This window comes from Clavibacter tessellarius, from assembly GCF_001618005.1.
Taxonomy (GTDB): Bacteria; Actinomycetota; Actinomycetes; order Actinomycetales; family Microbacteriaceae; genus Clavibacter; species Clavibacter tessellarius_A.
The window spans coordinates 61,605-79,239 of the sequence record NZ_LQXA01000019.1 but is presented as its reverse complement, the minus strand read 5'-3'; the positions used below and the strand labels follow the sequence as shown (position 1 = coordinate 79,239).

Genomic DNA, 17,635 nt, shown 5'->3' with positions numbered 1-17,635 from the left:
GGGAGGCAGGGATCGGCTCGCTCATCGGTTCTTGGATCCCGCCTGCTTCTTGGCGCGGTTCTTGCCGACGGGCTGCTGCCGCTGGACGGGCTTGCGCTCCTCCACCACAACCGTGCCGGCGTCCGCGGAGGCCTCGGGAGCCACGAGCTTGCCCTTCCGAGCCAGTCGCGCCTCGCGAGCGCGGGCAGCCTCACTGCCGGGTGTCGGCATGTTGCGGATGACCAAGAACTGCTGCCCCATGGTCCAGAAGTTCGAGACGAGCCAGTAGAACATCACGCCGAGCGGGAAGGCGATGCCGGACACGGCGAAGACCAGCGGGAGGATGTACAGCAGGATGCGCTGCTGCTTGAACATCGGGCTGGCCTTGGTCTCCTCGGACATGTTCTTGGCCATGATCTGGAGCTGCGTGATGAACTGCGAGGCGCTCATCAGGACGACCATGGTCGTCGCGATGACGATGACGGGGATGCTGCCCTGGGACGTGGAGATGGCGGACTGCAGGGGAGCGCCGAGGAACGACGACTCGCCGAACGACCGGGAGAGCTGCGCGTTGAGCAGGCCGATGCCGGGGAGCTCCTCGACGGCGGCGCGGTGCAGCACGGAGTAGAGCGAGAAGAAGATCGGCATCTGGAGCAGCAGCGGCAGGCAGCTGCTGAGCGGGTTGGTGCCAGTGTCCTTGTAGAGCGCCATGGTCTCGCGGGACATCGCCTCGCGGGAGAACTGGTCGCGCTTGCCCTTGTACTTGTCCTGGATCTTCTTCAGCTGCGGCGCGACCTCCATCATGCGCCGCTGGTTCTTGATCTGGCGCACGAAGATCGGGATGAGCGCGGCGCGCACCACGAGCACGAGGCCCACGATGGACAGCACCCAGGTCGCACCGTTGTCCGGGTCGAGCCCGAGGCTCGTCCAGAGGGTGTGGAAGCCGACCAGGATGAGTTCGATGACCCACTTGATCGGCCACAGGATCGTTCCGAGGAAGTCCATGAGTGGTCGTTAGCCCTTTCCGTGGCTGGGTGCGACGACGAATCCGAGCAGCGTGCGTCGGTAGTGCTGATCCCGCCGGACGGGGACGTCGTCGATGCCGCCCTCCGCCCACGGGTGGCACCGGCACACGCGCCACGCCGCGAGAGCGCCGCCGCGGACGAGCCCGTGCTCCTGGACCGCCTCGAGCCCGTAGGCAGAGCAGGAGGGGTAGTAGCGACAGACGTCTCCGTACAGAGGGGAGACGACGCGTCGGTAGATGGTGAGGAACGCGATCGCCACGTTCCGAGGCGCTAGGACGATGGAGGTCAGTGCCCTCATCATCTCGTCCTCACGGCCCGCATCACGGCTGACGCGATCTCCTCCTGCAGGGTATCCCACGCCGTCTGCTCCATGCCTGGCAGGACGCGGATGACGACGGACGATCCTGAGGGGACCTCCGTCAGCAGCCCCGCGGTGACCGCCTTGAGCCGCCGACGGACGGTGTTGCGGGTGACGGCGTTGCCGACCTTCTTGGACACGATGAACCCGAAGCGGGTCGGCGCATCCGCGGACCCGGTGGTCGCGTAGACGACCGCGGTCCCGCTGGATGCCCGGCGTCCCCGGCGCACGATGGTGCGGTAATCCGCACCGCTCGTCACGCGGTTCCGCCGAGCGAGCACGCGCTACGCGGAGAGCTCGGTGCGTCCCTTGCCACGACGGGCGGCGAGGATGGCACGGCCGGCACGGGTGCGCATGCGGAGGCGGAAGCCGTGCTTCTTGGCCTTCTTGCGGTTGTTCGGCTGGAAGGTGCGCTTGCTCACGGTGAGTCTCCACTCAGGTTGGTCCACGGGGCCGACGAGTGCGGCTGGGAAGATGGGGCAGCCTCGACAGGCTGGGTCAACTGCCTAAATCTACGGGTCGAGGGGCCTCCGGTCAAACCCGGGAGCGGAAGCGCGATTATCCACACGACGAGCCCGATGGCCGGTATTGACATGCCGCCGTCGATAGGGTCAATTTGTCCTGGTCCCCGGCAGTGGCTAGCGTGTGGCGTGGCCGCGACGCGTCGGGGTCGCTCGCGCGGTGCAGACGGCCCGTTCGCACACAGGGTGGATAACCCTGTGAGTAACTATGCTGTCCGCGGTCGCGGTCCCGGATGGTCCGCACCCTCGGAGTCTCCGGGGACGGACGCCGCACTCACGACGCGACGCTCGTCCAGCGTCGACAGCAGGCCGCAGCATCGCGTGCACGCCCGGCGCGAGCCGTCGGATCCGAGCACCGTGACGGCAGATGGGGAAACATGTCCGACCGCTCCGACCCGACGCACGCGATCTGGCAGAACGTGCTGGCCGCGCTCACCGCGGACGACCGCATCACCCCGCAGCTGCACGGCTTCATCAGCCTGGTCGAGCCCAAGGGCGTGATGACCGGCACCCTCTACCTCGAGGTGCCCAACGACCTCACCCGCGGGATGCTCGAGCAGCGCATCCGCGTCCCCCTCCTCAACGCCATCGGCTCGCTCGACGAGACGGCTGGAGTGAGCAACTTCGCGATCGTGGTCAACCCGGAGATCGCGCAGGACGCCTTCGCCCAGCATCCCGAACCGGCCACGGAGCAGCCGTACATCGAGACGCCCACCATCACGGCGCCGGCGGACAACCCGGGTCTGCCCGCCTCTCCCTCTCGAGGCGACTCGCGGCTCAACCCGAAGTACGGCTTCGACACGTTCGTCATCGGCGGATCCAACCGGTTCGCCCACGCCGCCGCGGTCGCTGTCGCCGAGGCCCCGGCCAAGGCGTACAACCCGCTCTTCATCTACGGCGACTCGGGTCTCGGCAAGACGCACCTCCTCCACGCCATCGGCCACTACGCCATCAGCCTCTACCCGGGCATCCGCGTGCGGTACGTCAGCTCCGAGGAGTTCACCAACGACTTCATCAACTCGATCGCCAACAACCGCTCGTCGCTGTTCCAGTCGCGCTACCGCGACAACGACATCCTGCTGATCGACGACATCCAGTTCCTCCAGGGCAAGGACTCCACTCAGGAGGCCTTCTTCCACACCTTCAACACGCTGCACGACCACAACAAGCAGGTGGTCATCACCAGCGACCTGCCGCCGAAGCACCTGACCGGCTTCGAGGACCGGATGCGGTCGCGGTTCGAGTGGGGCCTGATCACCGACGTGCAGGCGCCGGACCTGGAGACCCGCATCGCCATCCTCCGCAAGAAGGCGCAGAGCGAGAAGCTGCAGGTCCCGGACGACATCCTCGAGTACATGGCCACCAAGGTCACCTCGAACATCCGGGAGCTCGAGGGGACGCTCATCCGGGTCACGGCGTTCGCGAGCCTCAACAAGACGCCCGTCGACCTGTCGCTGGTGCAGACGGTGCTCAAGGACCTGATCACGCTGGACGAGGACAACGTCATCGCGCCGGTCGACATCATCAACCACACCGCGGCCTACTTCAAGCTCACGGTCGACGACCTGTACGGATCGTCCCGCTCGCAGGCCGTGGCCACCGCCCGCCAGATCGCCATGTACCTGTGTCGCGAGCTCACGAACCTGTCGCTGCCCAAGATCGGCCAGCTGTTCGGCAACCGCGACCACACCACGGTCATGTACGCGAACAAGAAGATCACCGAGCTCATGAAGGAGCGGCGGTCCATCTACAACCAGGTCACCGAGCTGACGAGCCGCATCAAGCAGAACCACCGCTACGGCAAGATGTGACGCCGTGCCGCCGCCTCCGCGTCGAGGTGGCGGCTTGACGAGCGCGTACGAGGGGTCGGACCGTGAGGTCCGGCCCCTTCTTCGCGCGCTCTTCAGCGGACTGTCCAGCGCCTTCGTCCGTCTCCCGACGGCGTGAACGAGCTCCGTCGAGGGAAGCAGGGACGCCTTCCTCGGACCGATCGACGTGTTCCCGACCTCCCGATGCGGTCGAAGAGCCGTTCCCCACAGTGTGTACAGGGTGTGGATAACTGTGGAGAACCGCCGTCCGCGATGTGGGTTCGACCGACCGGCCTGTGGAACCGGCGATCGCGTCGCGGCGACGATCCGCCGAGTCCCCAGGCGGCTCCACACCCGTCCCACAACTTCCAGACGTGTAGTTCCCTCTCAACCGCGGGGTCTCCGGGAGTTGTCCACAGATTCCACAGCGGTTAAGACTATTGATCCTTAAACCCTTCATTGGATGTCGCCCAAGAACCTCAGGGTGTGGATGGACCTCGGGGCGCTGGCCCCCTCGTCGGCACGGCTAGCATTGACCGACAAATCTTCCGCTCATCGAGGGGTCCACAACGTGAAGTTCCAAGTCAACAGGGACGTGTTCAGCGAGGCGGTGTCCTTCGCCGTCAAGCTCCTGCCGCAGCGCACGACCCTCCCGATCCTGAGCGGTGTGCTGATCGAGGCGACCGAGGACGGGCTGACGCTGTCGTCGTTCGACTACGAGGTGTCGGCGCGCACGCAGATCCAGGCGGACATCGAGGAAGCCGGTCGTGTGCTCGTCTCCGGCCGACTGCTCGCCGACATCGCGAACCGCCTCCCGAACGCCCCTGTGCGCTTCACCACCGACGAGTCGAAGATCACCGTCTCGTGCGGATCCGCGCACTTCACGCTGCTGAGCATGCCCGTCGAGGAGTACCCGACGCTGCCGCAGATCTCCGAGCAGTCGGGGCTCCTGCCGGCGGAGCAGTTCGCGGCCGCCGTGTCCCAGGTCGCCGTCGCCGCCTCCCGCGACGACGTGACCCCGGTGATCACCGGCGTGCAGCTCGAGGTGGGGGAGACGAGCCTCGGCCTCATCGCCACCGACCGCTACCGCGTGGCGGTGCGCGAGATCGACTGGGACGGAGGCGACTCGACCACGGACGGCACCAGCCGCACCGCGCTCGTCCCGGCCCGGACGCTGCAGGAGATCGGCAAGACCTTCGGCCACAGCGGCACCATCTCCGTGGCCATCACGGACACGGACGACCGCCAGCTCATCGCGTTCAGCGCCGACAGGAAGACCGTCACGTCGCTGCTGATCCGCGGCAACTTCCCGCCGGTCAAGCGCCTGTTCCCCGAGACGGTCGACAACTACGCCGTCATCAACACCGCCGACCTCATCGAGGCGACGCGACGCGTCCAGCTCGTCCTCGAGCGCGAGGCGGCGCTCCGCTTCACCTTCACCATCGACGGCCTCACCCTGGAGGCCATCGGCTCCGAGCACGCGCAGGCATCGGAGAGCATCGACGCCCTCCTCACCGGCGTGGACACCGTGGTCTCGCTCAAGCCGCAGTTCCTGCTGGACGGCCTCGGCGCCGTCCACTCCGAGTTCGTCCGCCTCTCGTTCACGAAGACGGACAACCCGAACAAGCCCGGTCCCGTGCTGATCACGAGTCAGTCGTCCAAGGACCAGGCTGGGGCAGACAACTACCGGTACCTGCTGCAGCCCAACCTGCTGCTGCGCTAGACCGCGACCAAGGAGAGAACATGCACATCGGACTCGTCGGACTCGGCAAGATGGGCGCTCGCATGCGCGCGCGCCTCGAGAAGAACGGCATCGAGGTGACCGGGTACGACACCAACCCGGACGTCTCGGACGTGGCCACGCTCCAGGAGCTCGCGGACGCGCTTCCCGCTCCGCGCCTGGTCTGGGTCATGGTGCCGGCCGGCAAGGTCACGCAGAACGTGGTCGGCGACCTCGCCCGGATCCTCGAGCCCGGCGACCTGGTCATCGACGGCGGCAACTCCAAGTTCACCGACGACTTCGCCCACGCCGGCCTCCTCAAGGAGCAGGGCATCGACTTCGTCGACGCCGGCGTCTCCGGCGGCGTGTGGGGTCTCGAGAACGGCTACGGCCTGATGGTCGGAGGCCCGGCCGAGCAGGTCCAGCGCGCGATGCCCGTCTTCGACGCGCTGCGTCCCGAGGGCCCTCGCGAGGAGGGCTTCGTCCACGTGGGCGACTCCGGCGCGGGCCACTACGCGAAGATGGTCCACAACGGCATCGAGTACGCGATGATGCAGTCGTTCGCCGAGGGGTACGAGCTCCTCGCGGCGCGCAAGGACATCATCAAGGACGTCACGGGCACGTTCGAGGCATGGCAGCGCGGCACCGTCGTGCGCTCCTGGCTGCTCGAGCTCCTGGTCAAGGCGCTCAAGGAGGACCCGGGCTTCGAGGACATCGAGGGCTTCGTGCAGGACTCGGGCGAGGGCCGCTGGACCATCGAGGAGGCGCTCGACAACGCCGTCCCGATGCCCGCGATCAGCGCGTCGATCTTCGCGCGCTTCTCCTCCCGCCAGGAGGACTCCCCGGCCATGAAGGCCGTCGCGGCGCTGCGCAACCAGTTCGGCGGCCACTCGGTGCAGAAGAAGTCCTGACCACCGGATGATCGTCCGTCACCTCTCCCTGGGTGACTTCCGCAACTACACCCGCGCGGACGTCGAGCTCCAGCCCGGTGCGACCCTCTTCGTGGGGAGCAACGGGCAGGGCAAGACGAACCTGGTGGAGGCGCTGGGCTTCCTGAGCACGCTCGGGTCGCACCGCGTCTCCACCGATCAGGCGCTCATCCGGCAGGGTGCCGAGTCGGCGGTGATCCGGGCCCTCCTCCAGCACGCGGGACGCGAGCTGCGGGTGGAGGTGCAGATCAACCGATCGGGAGCGAACCGGGCGCAGGTCAACAGCACGCCGACGAAGCCGCGGGAGCTCCCGCGGTACTTCTCGAGCGTGCTGTTCGCGCCGGAGGACCTCGCGCTCGTGCGCGGCGATCCGTCCGGCCGTCGGCGCCTCCTCGACCAGCTGCTCGTGCTGCGCGCACCCCGGCTCGCCGGCGTGCTGTCGGACTACGACCGGGCGCTCAAGCAGCGCAACACGCTGCTGAAGTCCGCACGGGCGCGCGGCATGAAGGCCGACCAGCTCGGCACGCTCGACATCTGGGACGAGCGGCTCGTCGCCATCGGCTCGCAGATCATCGCGGCACGCGGCGCGCTGGTCGAGGCGCTCCAGCCCGAGCTGGCACGGGCATACCTGGCCGTGGCGGGATCCGACCACGGCCCGTCGGCGCGCCCGGAGCTGAGCATCCTGGCCGACGACCCGGGCGAGGACGACGTCGCCGACGAGACCGGGGCGCGCGACGGCGGCCGCTTCACGCGGACGGAGGACGTCGTGCCGGTGTTCACCTCGGCCATCGCCCGGATGCGCCCGCGGGAGCTCGAGCGGGGTCTCACGCTGGTGGGCCCGCATAGAGACGATGTCCTGTTCCGCCTCAACGGGTTACCCGCGAAGGGCTATGCCAGCCACGGGGAGTCGTGGTCGTTCGCGCTGGCGGTCAAGCTGGCGTCGGCGGAGCTGCTGCGGCGGGACTCGCAGACGGGCGACCCCGTCCTGATCCTCGACGACGTGTTCGCCGAGCTCGACCAGGCGCGGCGCGGCCGTCTGGCGGAGGCGGTCACCGGGTTCGAGCAGGTCCTCATCACCGCCGCGGTGTTCGAGGACGTGCCCGCGCACCTCGCCGCGAACGCCGTGCACATCCGCGCGGGGGAGATCGTCGACGCACCCGGATCCGCGCCCGCGGACACCGACGCGACCGGGGGACCGGCGTGATCCCCCGCGCGGCCGACGGCGGGCCGCTCCCGGAGTCGGAGGCCGTCGCGGTCTACCGCCGCTTCCGCCGCGTGTTCGGGGACGCCTCCGTCCGCTCGCCGTCCGCGCGGAAGCGCCGCGAGCAGAAGGCCGGCAGCTCCCCGTTCCAGCCCGGCCGGGATCCGGACTCGCTCGGGAACGTCATGGACTCGCTCACCTCGCGGATGGGCTGGACGTCGTCGCTCTCGCAGGCCGAGCTCATGGCGGCGTGGACGACCATCGCCGGCGAGGAGACCGCCGTGCACTCCTCTCCCGTCGGGATCGAGGACGGCCTCCTCACTGTCGAGTGCGAATCCACGGCGTGGGCGACGCAGCTCCGGCTGATGCGCGTGGAGATCACGACGCGCATCGCGGAGCGCTTCCCCGATGCGGGCATCCGGTCGATCCGCTTCCAGGGACCGAACGCCCCGTCCTGGAAAAAGGGTCCCAGGTCGATCCCAGGGCGGGGCCCGCGCGATACCTACGGCTAGGGAGGCGAATCAGGTCACCCCCGGCGCGAAAAGGCGTCAGACGGCCGGATAGGCGGTGCGAAGCGTACTCCTGCGATAGAATGAGGGGTCGCCCGCAGCCAAGGGACGACGGTCCCCGGATCACCTCGTGATCCGCGCGCGTCCGCCGTCGGGCAGGGGCGCGTCGACGCGGCAGGAGCCACCACTTCATGACATCGGATGCCTCACAGGACCTCCCCGACGACTCCACCCCGGACGAGGTGGAGGTCGAGGAGACGCACAACGACTCCGACCACATCACCCGCCAGCAGGTGAGCAACGACTACGGCGCCAACGAGATCCAGGTGCTCGAGGGCCTCGAGGCCGTGCGCAAGCGACCCGGCATGTACATCGGGTCGACCGGTCCGCGCGGTCTCCACCACCTGGTGAGCGAGATCGTCGACAACTCCGTCGACGAGGCCCTCGCCGGGTTCGCCAGCGACATCCAGATCACGATGCGCAAGGACGGCGGCATCCGCGTCGTCGACGATGGCCGCGGCATCCCCGTCGACATCCACCCGGTCGAGGGCATCTCCACCGTCGAGCTCGTGCTCACCAAGCTGCACGCCGGCGGCAAGTTCGGCGGCGGCGGATACGCGGTCTCCGGCGGTCTGCACGGCGTCGGCAGCTCCGTGGTGAACGCCCTGTCGGAGCGCCTCGACGTCGAGGTCCGCCGTCAGGGCGCCGTCTGGCGCCAGAGCTTCACCATCGGCGTGCCGGACGCGCCGCTGGAGAAGGGCGAGGGATCCACCGAGACCGGCACCACCATCACCTTCTGGCCGAGCCGCGAGATCTTCGAGACCGTCGAGTTCGACTTCGACACCCTCCGCGCGCGCTTCCAGCAGATGGCGTTCCTCAACAAGGGGCTCGCCCTCACGCTGCACGACGAGCGCGAGGTCGACGGCGCCGAGCACCGCACCGAGAAGTTCCTCTACGAGCGCGGCCTCGTCGACTACGTCGAGCACCTCGTGAAGGCGAAGAAGACCGAGGTCGTCAACGCCGACGTCATCGCGTTCGAGTCCGAGGACACAGTCAAGAAGATCAGCCTCGAGGTCGCGATGCAGTGGACCACCTCCTACACGGAGAGCGTCCACACCTACGCCAACACCATCAACACCCACGAGGGCGGCACGCACGAGGAGGGGTTCCGTGCGGCGCTCACCACCCTCGTCAACCGCTACGCGCGTGAGAACAAGCTGCTCCGCGAGAAGGACGAGAACCTCACGGGCGACGACGTCCGCGAGGGCCTCACCGCCGTCATCTCGGTGAAGCTCGGCGAGCCGCAGTTCGAGGGCCAGACGAAGACGAAGCTCGGCAACACGGAGGCGAAGGCCTACGTGCAGCGCATCGTGGGGCAGCAGCTCGGCGACTGGCTCGAGAAGAACCCGGCGCAGGCGAAGGACATCATCCGCAAGGGGATGCAGGCCTCGCAGGCGCGGCTGGCCGCCCGCAAGGCACGCGAGCAGACCCGGCGCAAGGGGCTGCTCGAGTCGGGCGGCATGCCCGGCAAGCTCAAGGACTGCCAGAGCAAGGACCCGGCGCTGTCGGAGGTCTTCCTCGTCGAGGGCGACTCGGCCGGCGGATCCGCGGTGCAGGGGCGCAACCCCACGACGCAGGCGATCCTGCCGCTGCGGGGCAAGATCCTCAACGTGGAGAAGGCCCGCCTCGACCGCGCGCTGCAGAACAACGAGGTGCAGTCGATGATCACCGCGTTCGGCGCGGGCATCGGCGAGGACTTCGACGCCGAGAAGGTCAGGTACCACAAGATCGTGCTGATGGCCGATGCCGACGTCGACGGCCAGCACATCACGACCCTCCTGCTCACCCTGCTCTTCCGGTACATGCGGCCGCTCATCGAGCTCGGCTACGTGTACCTCGCGCAGCCGCCGCTGTACCGGCTCAAGTGGTCGAACGCCGAGCACCAGTACGTCTACACGGACGCGGAGCGCGACGCGCTGCTCGCGCACGGGCAGGCGAACGGCAAGCGGATCCCGAAGGACAACGGCATCCAGCGCTACAAGGGCCTCGGCGAGATGGACTACAAGGAGCTGTGGGAGACCACCATGGACCCGGCCACCCGCACGCTCATGCAGGTCACGCTCGACGACGCCGCCGGCGCCGACGAGGTCTTCTCGACGCTGATGGGCGAGGACGTCGAGTCCCGCCGCAGCTTCATCCAGCGCAACGCCAAGGACGTCAGGTTCCTCGACATCTGATCGACGCGGCGGCGGCGGGGCTCAGCGCCCGCCGCCGCCCGGCACCGACTCCACGATCCATCGACATCTGAACGGGACCTCCATGGCCGACGACACCACTCCGGACGACGAGCAGGGCACGGGCGCGACCCCGGACGACGCGCAGGCGCCGTCGACCGACGATGCCCTGCCCCAGGAGGGCGTGACGCCGGCGTCCTCCGCCGCCGCGGCATCCGACTCGCTGCCCGGCGCCATCATCGACCCCGACGCCACGGTGGTCGTGACGCACGACCGCATCGAGCAGGTCGACCTCCAGCTCGAGATGCAGCGCTCGTTCCTCGACTACGCGATGAGCGTGATCGTGCAGCGCGCGCTCCCCGAGGTGCGCGACGGCCTGAAGCCCGTGCACCGCCGGGTGATCTACGCGATGTACGACGGCGGCTACCGGCCCGACCGCTCCTTCTTCAAGTCGGCCCGCGTCGTCGGCGAGGTGATGGGCCAGTTCCACCCGCACGGCGACTCCTCCATCTACGACGCGCTCGTCCGCCTCGTCCAGCCGTGGAGCCTGCGCTACCCGCTCGCGCTCGGCCAGGGCAACTTCGGCTCCGCCGGCAACGACGGCGCCGCGGCCCCCCGGTACACCGAGACCAAGATGGCGCCCCTCGCCATGGAGATGGTCCGGGACATCACCGAGGACACGGTCGACTTCCAGGACAACTACGACGGCCGCACGCTCGAGCCGAAGATCCTCCCGTCGCGCTTCCCGAACCTGCTGGTCAACGGATCCGTGGGCATCGCGGTCGGCATGGCCACGAACATCCCGCCGCACAACCTCCGTGAGGTCGCGTCGGGTGCCCAGTGGCTGCTCGCCAACCCGGACGCGAACCGGGAGGAGCTCCTCGAGGCGCTCCTCGAGCGGATCAAGGGCCCCGACTTCCCGACGGGCGCCCAGGTGCTCGGCACCAAGGGCATCATCGACGCGTACCGCACGGGCCGCGGCTCCATCACGATGCGCGCGGTCGTCGCCGTCGAGGAGATCCAGGGCCGCGTGTGCCTCGTGGTCACCGAGCTCCCGTACCAGGTCAACCCCGACAACCTCGCGATCAAGATCGCCGAGCTCGTGAAGGACGGCAAGCTCGGCGGCGTCGCCGACATCCGCGATGAGACGTCCGGCCGCACCGGCCAGCGCCTCGTCATCGTGCTGAAGCGCGACGCGGTCGCGAAGGTCGTGCTGAACAATCTCTACAAGCACACGCAGCTCCAGGAGAACTTCGGCGCGAACATGCTCGCGATCGTCGACGGCATCCCGCGCACGCTCGCGCTCGACGGCTTCATCTCCGCGTGGGTGGACCACCAGGTCGACGTCATCGTGCGCCGCACGCAGTTCCGCCTCAACGAGGCCGAGGCGCGCGCCCACATCCTGCGCGGCTACCTCAAGGCGCTCGACGCGCTCGACGACGTCATCGCCCTCATCCGCCGGTCTGAGACGGTCGAGGTCGCGCGCAGCGGGCTGATGAAGCTGCTCGACATCGACGAGCTGCAGGCCAACGCCATCCTCGAGATGCAGCTCCGCCGGTTGGCCGCGCTCGAGCGCCAGAAGATCCAGGACCAGGCGGCCGAGCTCGAGGAGCGCATCGCCGAGTACAAGCACATCCTGGCGACGCCGTCCGTGCAGCGGGAGATCATCAGCACCGAGCTGCAGGAGATCACCGACAAGTACGGTGACGACCGGCGCACGGAGATCATGCTCGGCTTCGACGGCGACATGAGCATGGAGGACCTCATCCCCGAGGAGGAGATGGTGGTCACCGTCACGCGCGGCGGGTACATCAAGCGCACGCGCATCGACAACTACCGCAGCCAGCACCGTGGCGGCAAGGGCGTGCGCGGCGCGCAGCTCCGCGCGGACGACGTGGTCGAGCACTTCTTCGTCACCACCACGCACCACTGGCTCCTCTTCCTCACGGACAAGGGCCGGGTCTACCGGGCGAAGGCGTACGAGCTGCAGGAGGCCGGCCGCGACGCCAAGGGCCAGCACGTCGCCAACCTGCTCGCCATGCAGCCGGACGAGGAGATCCAGCAGGTCCTCGACATCCGCGACTACCAGGTCGCGCAGTACCTCGTGCTCGCCACCCGCGACGGGCTGATGAAGAAGACCGCGCTCACCGAGTACGACACCAACCGCACGGGCGGCATCATCGCGATCAACCTCCGCGACGGCGACGCCCTCGTGTCCGCCCTCCTCGTGAACGAGGACGACGACCTGCTGCTGGTCTCCCGCAAGGGGATGTCGCTGCGGTTCTCCGCCGACAACTCCGCGCTGCGTCCCATGGGGCGGTCGACCTCCGGTGTGAAGGGGATGACCTTCCGCGGCGACGACACGCTGCTCAGCGCCTCGGTCGTCGGACACCAGGGCTTCGTGTTCGTGGTCACCGAGGGCGGCTTCGCGAAGCGCACCGCCGCCGACCAGTATCGCGTCCAGAACCGTGGCGGCATGGGCATCAAGGTGGCGAAGCTGCAGGATGCCCGCGGCGACCTCGCGGGAGCCCTGATCGTGGGCGAGGAGGACGAGATCCTCGTCGTGCTCGCCAGCGGCAAGGTGGTACGCTCTGCCGTGGCCGAGGTCCCGGCGAAGGGCAGAGACACCATGGGTGTCGTGTTCGCCCGTTTCGCGGACGACGACAGGATCATCTCACTGGCCAAGAACTCCGAACGCAACCTGGTGGTCCCCGAAGCTGCGCCCGACGCGTCCGAGGGTACCGCTGCTGGGAAGGAAACCCCCGATGAGTAGTGTCGCCGAGAAGCTCGCGAAGAAGTCCTCGCGAGCGACCACCACCAAGCAGGTGCGTCTGAAGCTCGTGTACGTCGACTTCTGGTCGGCGCTGAAGCTCGCGTTCCTCTTCTCGGTGGTGCTCGGCATCATCACCGTCGTGGCCACGTTCCTCATCTACGTCGTGCTGCAGACCACCAACGTCTTCGGCACGGTCGACCAGCTCTTCCAGGAGGTGTCCGGATCCGCGGACTTCTCCCTCCAGCAGGTGTTCGGCCTGGGCCAGGTCCTCGGATTCGCCATCGTGGTGGCCGTGCTCAACATCGTCGTCGGCACCGTCCTCGGTGCCGTCGCCGCGCTGCTCTACAACCTCAGCGTGCGCATCACCGGCGGTGTCCTCGTCGGCTTCACCAACGCGTAGCCGATTGGGAGAAACGGGCAGGCGTACGGTAACGTAGTCCTGCCCGATGGGGATATAGCTCAGTTGGTTAGAGCGCTTCACTGATAATGAAGAGGTCCCAGGTTCAAATCCTGGTATCCCCACCAACACCCCCGGATCAGCACGATCCGGGGGCCTGGCGGGAATCGAGTCGGCCGAGGGCATCGCGATGCGGGTCTCGCCGTTCGGGGTCATAGCTCAATTGGTAGAGCGCCTGCTTTGCAAGCAGGAGGTCCGGGGTTCGATTCCCCGTGACTCCACATTCCGCCCGGATCCGGGCCCTCGCCTCCTCGCAGTCACGGCTCCATCCGGCTCGTGACGCCGGCGAGCCGGCGGTCGACCGGTGTCGAGACGACGCCCGCATGACGAAGGCCCGGCCACCTCTCGGTGGCCGGGCCTTCGTCGTGCTGTCGCCGCGCGGATCAGCTCGAGGGCTGGTCCTTCGCGGTGGTGGAGACGGCCTCGGGCTCGTCGTCGGCGATCCACAGGTCGTCGTCGGCACGGAACGTCTGGTACAGGGCGTAGCCGACGCCACCGACCACGACGACGCCCAGTGCGATGAGGGCGACTCCGCCGAAGCCGAGGCCCTTCTTCGCCGGTGCGACCTGGGGCACGTAGCGACCGACGTAGGAGCGGCCGTTGTCGACGTAGTGCTTCCCGAACTCCTGCGCCTTGGAGGAGACCTTGCCGGCCTTCTTCATGGCGTCCTTGACCTGCTTGCTGTTGCGGATGCCCTCGGTCGCGGCGACCGCGGATCCGGCGGCACCGGCGACGGCCGGGAGGACCGTGTGGGTGAAGCCCTTGTACGCGGAGTCGGCGGCGGCGCGCGCGCGCTCGGCGCCCGCCTCGTAGCCGGGACGGATGTGGTCGTCGACGCCGCGCTTGACGGCGGGGACGACGTGCTGGTCGGAGAGCCTGCGAGCCGTGTGCGCGGCCTCGGCCACGACGACGTTGGCCCGGTCGAGGACCTCGCGCTGCTCCTTGAGGACGGCGGCCGCGTGGGTGCGGAGCTTCGCCAACTCCTTCTTGTTCTTGCGTGACAGACCCAAGGGGACCTCCATCGGTGTGATATCGCCAGGAATCCCCAGTCTGGCACGGGTGCCTCTGCGGGCAAACACGGCGGACCCTGTGCGTCCGCCGAGTCCCAGCTCCGCCGTGAGACCATTGCTCCATGTCTGCGCACACTCACGTCGCCACCATGACGACCAACCACGGCACCATCGTCCTCAACCTCTTCGGGTCGCACGCGCCCCAGACCGTCGAGAACTTCGTCGGCCTCGCCACCGGCGAGAAGGAGTGGACCCACCCCCAGACGGGCACGAAGTCGAACGACCCGCTGTACGACGGCGTCGTCTTCCACCGCATCATCAAGGACTTCATGCTCCAGGGCGGCGACCCGCTCGGCCAGGGCACCGGCGGTCCCGGCTACCAGTTCGACGACGAGATCAGCCGCGACCTCGACTTCTCCAAGCCGTACATCCTCGCCATGGCGAACGCCGGCACCCAGGGCGGCCGCGGCACCAACGGCTCGCAGTTCTTCATCACCACGGCGCCCACCACGTGGCTCCAGGGCAAGCACACCATCTTCGGCGAGGTCGCCGACGACGCGTCCAAGAAGGTCGTCGACGCGCTGAACGCCGTCGCGACCGACGGCCGCGACCGCCCCCGCGAGGACGTCGTGATCGAGAGCGTCACCGTCGAGAAGGTCTGATGACCGATTCACCCCGTACGGCGGCCGACCGCTGCTACCGGCACCCCGACCGGCAGAGCTTCGTGCTGTGCCAGCGATGCGGGCGGACCATCTGCCCGGAGTGCCAGACGCCGGCCGCCGTCGGGGTGATCTGCCCCGAGGACATGAAGGAGCAGCGTCGCACCGCTCCTCGTTCCCGGGCGCCGTTCGTCACGCGGATTACCCGGAGCTCGGGTCCCGTCGTGACCTACGCGATCATGGCCGTCTGCGCCGTGGTCTGGATCCTCCAGGTGCTGCCGATCCTCGGCGAGACCGTCACGCGGGCACTGTGGTTCGCGCCCGTCTACGGAAGCATGGCGTCGGGTGACTACGAACCCTGGCGCATGCTCACCAGCGCCTTCACGCACTCCTCGTCGAGCATCTTCCACATCCTGTTGAACATGCTGTCGGTGTTCGTCTTCGGCCGCGTCCTCGAGCCCATGCTCGGACGCGCCCGGTTCCTGGCCCTCTTCCTGATCTCCGCGCTCGGCGGATCCCTCGCCGTGGAGGTCATCGGCGCGACCATGGGGGAGCCCCTCCAGGCCGTGGTCGGGGCCTCGGGAGCGATCTTCGGGCTCATGGGCGGGTACTTCGTCCTCGCGCGCAAGCTCGGCGGCAACGTCGGCCCGCTCCTCGGCGTCATCGCGGTGAACCTCCTCCTCGGCTTCGTGATCCAGGGCGTCTCCTGGCAGGCCCACGTCGGCGGCCTCGTGACCGGCGCCGTGGTGGCTCTGGTGCTCCTCAGGACGCGCGACGCCCGTCGGCCGGGCATCCAGGCCGGATCGCTCGCCGGCCTGGCCGTGGCGATCCTGGCCGCCGCCGCGCTCTTCCCCGTCACGTTCTGAGGGCCGTCGTCCCGCCCTGGTCGAGCGGAGGGGTGCGGGCACCGCGCTGGCTCTGTCCGTCGGGCCTCGGCTCGACGCGTCGTGCTTCAGGGCCGCCGGAGGGTTATCCACAGGCTCCTCCACAGTGGGGATAGTTACACGCGTGTCATTTCCCGAGCGCGGTGCGGGATCCGCTCTCGGGGACAGAGGAGCTCGGCGGCTCCGATCGCCCGTCCCGTCGGGCGCGCGCGGTAACCGCCACGGCTGGTGGGCCCGCACGAGCGCTCCCGATGCGTTGTCCACATGTGGGGACGGTTGTGCACAGAGCAGCTGTGGACAACGACGTGGGAGGACGGCCGAGGCGGCAGCACGAGAAGAGCCCGCCGCCATCCGGAGATGGCGACGGGCTCGTCAGGGGGCGGGAGCGGTCAGCGCCACCTGGTGGTCATGAGGAAGCCGACCAGGATGAGGCCGAAGCCGATGAGGATGTTGCCGACGCCGAGGTCGGGGATGGGGAACGCGTTGAGGCTGACGTAGTACACGATGAGCCAGGCCAGGCCCACGAGCATGAAGCCGAACATGATGGGCTTGAACCACACCGGGTTCGGGGCGTCCTCATCCCGCACGCGTTCCTGGCGGGAGGGTCTCGTCGTCTTGTCGCGGGCCATGCGGAGATTCTAGCGGGATGCTCCTCCACCGGCCCCGGGAGCCTCCCGCATCCCACGGGGACCCGGCAGGGGGTGACCGCGCATCCCCGCCGCCTACAATCGGCACATGAGCGCACCGCACCCCGCCCCATCCCGTCGCGCCACGCGGCGGCGGGCGCGACGCGGGGACGCCATCCTCGGGACCGTCGGCGTCTTCGGCGAGCTGCTCCTCACCGCAGGCGTCCTCATCATGCTGTTCCTCGGATGGCAGCTGTGGTTCAACGACATCGTCGTGAGCAGCGGCCAGCGGGACCAGGCCCTGGAGAACAGCCGTTCGTGGGCGACGGCCGCACCCGCCCCCGAGGCCACGCCGGACCCGACCGCGTCGCCCGCGGCCCCGGGCGACCCGGTCATCACGGCCGCACCTGCGTCCAACGCCACCGACTTCGGCAACATCTACATCCCGCGCTTCGGGCCGGACTACGTGGTGCCCGTCGCTACGGGAGTGGGCCTGGCGGACGTCCTCAACCTCGGCAAGGTCGGCCACTACAGGGAGACGCAGATGCCCGGACAGGTGGGCAACTTCGCGGTCGCCGCGCACCGCACCACCTACGGCAAGCCGTTCAACCAGATCACGAACCTCCGCGTCGGCGACGCCATCGTGGTCGAGACGCAGGACGGCTGGTACACGTACCGCTTCCGTACACTCGAGTACGTGAAGCCCACCGGAGTCGACGTGCTCAACGAGGTGCCGCAGGCCCCCGACGCGCAAGCGGGGGACCGCATCCTCACGATGACGAGCTGCAATCCCCTCTTCTCCGCAGCGGAGCGGGTCGTGGCGTACAGCGTCTTCGAGTCGTGGCAGCCCCGGTCGGACGCCTCCACGCCCGCGGCTTTGGCCGGCACGTCGTTCGCGAAGGCGGGCTGAACGTGTACGCGGCGCTCTGGCGCGTCCTACCC

The 17,635-nt window shown here is 68.5% G+C and carries 17 protein-coding genes and 2 tRNA genes; 13 read left to right on the top strand and 6 right to left on the bottom strand.

The window, feature by feature from the left end; genetic code table 11:
* Window positions 1-21 precede the first annotated feature (21 nt).
* Genes yidC through rpmH form a run of 4 tightly spaced genes read right to left on the bottom strand, consistent with a single transcriptional unit; the run spans window position 22 to window position 1,784 of the window.
* Window positions 22-984, bottom strand: coding sequence for a membrane protein insertase YidC (gene yidC, locus AWH51_RS04525; protein WP_063070922.1), 963 nt, complete (start codon window positions 982-984; stop codon window positions 22-24).
* 9 nt (window positions 985-993) lie between these two features.
* Window positions 994-1,305 (bottom strand): membrane protein insertion efficiency factor YidD, encoded by a 312-nt coding sequence (yidD, locus tag AWH51_RS04520; RefSeq protein WP_063070921.1) that lies wholly within the window; start codon window positions 1,303-1,305, stop codon window positions 994-996.
* A complete protein-coding gene (rnpA, locus tag AWH51_RS04515; RefSeq protein WP_063070920.1) occupies window positions 1,302-1,643 on the bottom strand; it encodes a ribonuclease P protein component in 342 nt (113 codons plus the stop codon). The genes yidD and rnpA overlap by 4 nt, the downstream gene beginning before the upstream one ends.
* 3 nt (window positions 1,644-1,646) lie before the next feature.
* Window positions 1,647-1,784, bottom strand: coding sequence for a 50S ribosomal protein L34 (gene rpmH / locus AWH51_RS04510; RefSeq protein WP_012039665.1), 138 nt, complete (start codon window positions 1,782-1,784; stop codon window positions 1,647-1,649).
* Window positions 1,785-2,260: 476 nt separating this feature from the next.
* Here rpmH and dnaA point away from each other — a divergent pair, with 476 nt between their 5' ends.
* The 10 genes from dnaA to AWH51_RS04460 all read left to right on the top strand — a co-directional run bounded on the left by dnaA (window position 2,261) and on the right by AWH51_RS04460 (window position 13,735).
* On the top strand, window positions 2,261-3,694 hold the full coding sequence (gene dnaA / locus AWH51_RS04505) for a chromosomal replication initiator protein DnaA (protein WP_063070919.1): 1,434 nt from the start codon (window positions 2,261-2,263) through the stop codon (window positions 3,692-3,694).
* Window positions 3,695-4,262: 568 nt separating this feature from the next.
* Window positions 4,263-5,414: a DNA polymerase III subunit beta gene (gene dnaN / locus AWH51_RS04500; protein WP_063070918.1), complete on the top strand. Its 1,152-nt coding sequence runs from the start codon at window positions 4,263-4,265 to the stop codon at window positions 5,412-5,414.
* 20 nt (window positions 5,415-5,434) lie between these two features.
* Window positions 5,435-6,322: a phosphogluconate dehydrogenase (NAD(+)-dependent, decarboxylating) gene (gene gnd / locus AWH51_RS04495; RefSeq protein WP_063070917.1), complete on the top strand. Its 888-nt coding sequence runs from the start codon at window positions 5,435-5,437 to the stop codon at window positions 6,320-6,322.
* Window positions 6,323-6,329: 7 nt separating this feature from the next.
* Window positions 6,330-7,544, top strand: a complete 1,215-nt coding sequence (gene recF / locus AWH51_RS04490; RefSeq protein ID WP_063070916.1) for a DNA replication/repair protein RecF — start codon at window positions 6,330-6,332, stop codon at window positions 7,542-7,544.
* Window positions 7,541-8,053 (top strand): DUF721 domain-containing protein, encoded by a 513-nt coding sequence (locus AWH51_RS04485; RefSeq protein WP_063070915.1) that lies wholly within the window; start codon window positions 7,541-7,543, stop codon window positions 8,051-8,053. The genes recF and AWH51_RS04485 overlap by 4 nt, the downstream gene beginning before the upstream one ends.
* A gap of 188 nt (window positions 8,054-8,241) precedes the next feature.
* Window positions 8,242-10,287: a DNA topoisomerase (ATP-hydrolyzing) subunit B gene (gene gyrB / locus AWH51_RS04480; protein ID WP_254654472.1), complete on the top strand. Its 2,046-nt coding sequence runs from the start codon at window positions 8,242-8,244 to the stop codon at window positions 10,285-10,287.
* A gap of 82 nt (window positions 10,288-10,369) precedes the next feature.
* On the top strand, window positions 10,370-13,057 hold the full coding sequence (gyrA, locus tag AWH51_RS04475) for a DNA gyrase subunit A (protein WP_254654471.1): 2,688 nt from the start codon (window positions 10,370-10,372) through the stop codon (window positions 13,055-13,057).
* The gene (locus tag AWH51_RS04470) at window positions 13,050-13,457 is read left to right on the top strand and encodes a DUF3566 domain-containing protein (RefSeq protein ID WP_063070914.1); all 408 of its coding nucleotides are present in this window, start codon (window positions 13,050-13,052) and stop codon (window positions 13,455-13,457) included. Before gyrA ends, AWH51_RS04470 begins: the two co-directional genes overlap by 8 nt.
* A gap of 48 nt (window positions 13,458-13,505) precedes the next feature.
* Window positions 13,506-13,582, top strand: a tRNA-Ile gene (locus AWH51_RS04465).
* An 80-nt stretch (window positions 13,583-13,662) separates the two neighbouring features.
* Window positions 13,663-13,735: transfer RNA gene (locus AWH51_RS04460), tRNA-Ala, on the top strand.
* Between the two features lie 162 nt (window positions 13,736-13,897).
* Here AWH51_RS04460 and AWH51_RS04455 read toward each other — a convergent pair.
* Complete coding sequence (locus tag AWH51_RS04455; RefSeq protein WP_254654470.1) at window positions 13,898-14,524, bottom strand: hypothetical protein; 627 nt, start codon at window positions 14,522-14,524, stop codon at window positions 13,898-13,900.
* 122 nt (window positions 14,525-14,646) lie between these two features.
* On the opposite strand from AWH51_RS04455, the gene AWH51_RS04450 reads away from it, so the two are divergent.
* Complete coding sequence (locus AWH51_RS04450; protein WP_063070912.1) at window positions 14,647-15,186, top strand: peptidylprolyl isomerase; 540 nt, start codon at window positions 14,647-14,649, stop codon at window positions 15,184-15,186.
* Window positions 15,186-16,049: a rhomboid family intramembrane serine protease gene (locus tag AWH51_RS04445; protein WP_063070911.1), complete on the top strand. Its 864-nt coding sequence runs from the start codon at window positions 15,186-15,188 to the stop codon at window positions 16,047-16,049. Before AWH51_RS04450 ends, AWH51_RS04445 begins: the two co-directional genes overlap by 1 nt.
* A 407-nt stretch (window positions 16,050-16,456) precedes the next feature.
* On the opposite strand, the gene AWH51_RS04440 is transcribed toward AWH51_RS04445, so the two are convergent.
* The gene (locus tag AWH51_RS04440; protein WP_015488825.1) at window positions 16,457-16,696 is read right to left on the bottom strand and encodes a cell division protein CrgA; all 240 of its coding nucleotides are present in this window, start codon (window positions 16,694-16,696) and stop codon (window positions 16,457-16,459) included.
* A 106-nt stretch (window positions 16,697-16,802) separates the two neighbouring features.
* On the opposite strand from AWH51_RS04440, the gene AWH51_RS04435 reads away from it, so the two are divergent.
* On the top strand, window positions 16,803-17,603 hold the full coding sequence (locus AWH51_RS04435; protein ID WP_063070910.1) for a class E sortase: 801 nt from the start codon (window positions 16,803-16,805) through the stop codon (window positions 17,601-17,603).
* The last annotated feature ends 32 nt before the right edge of the window (window positions 17,604-17,635 follow it).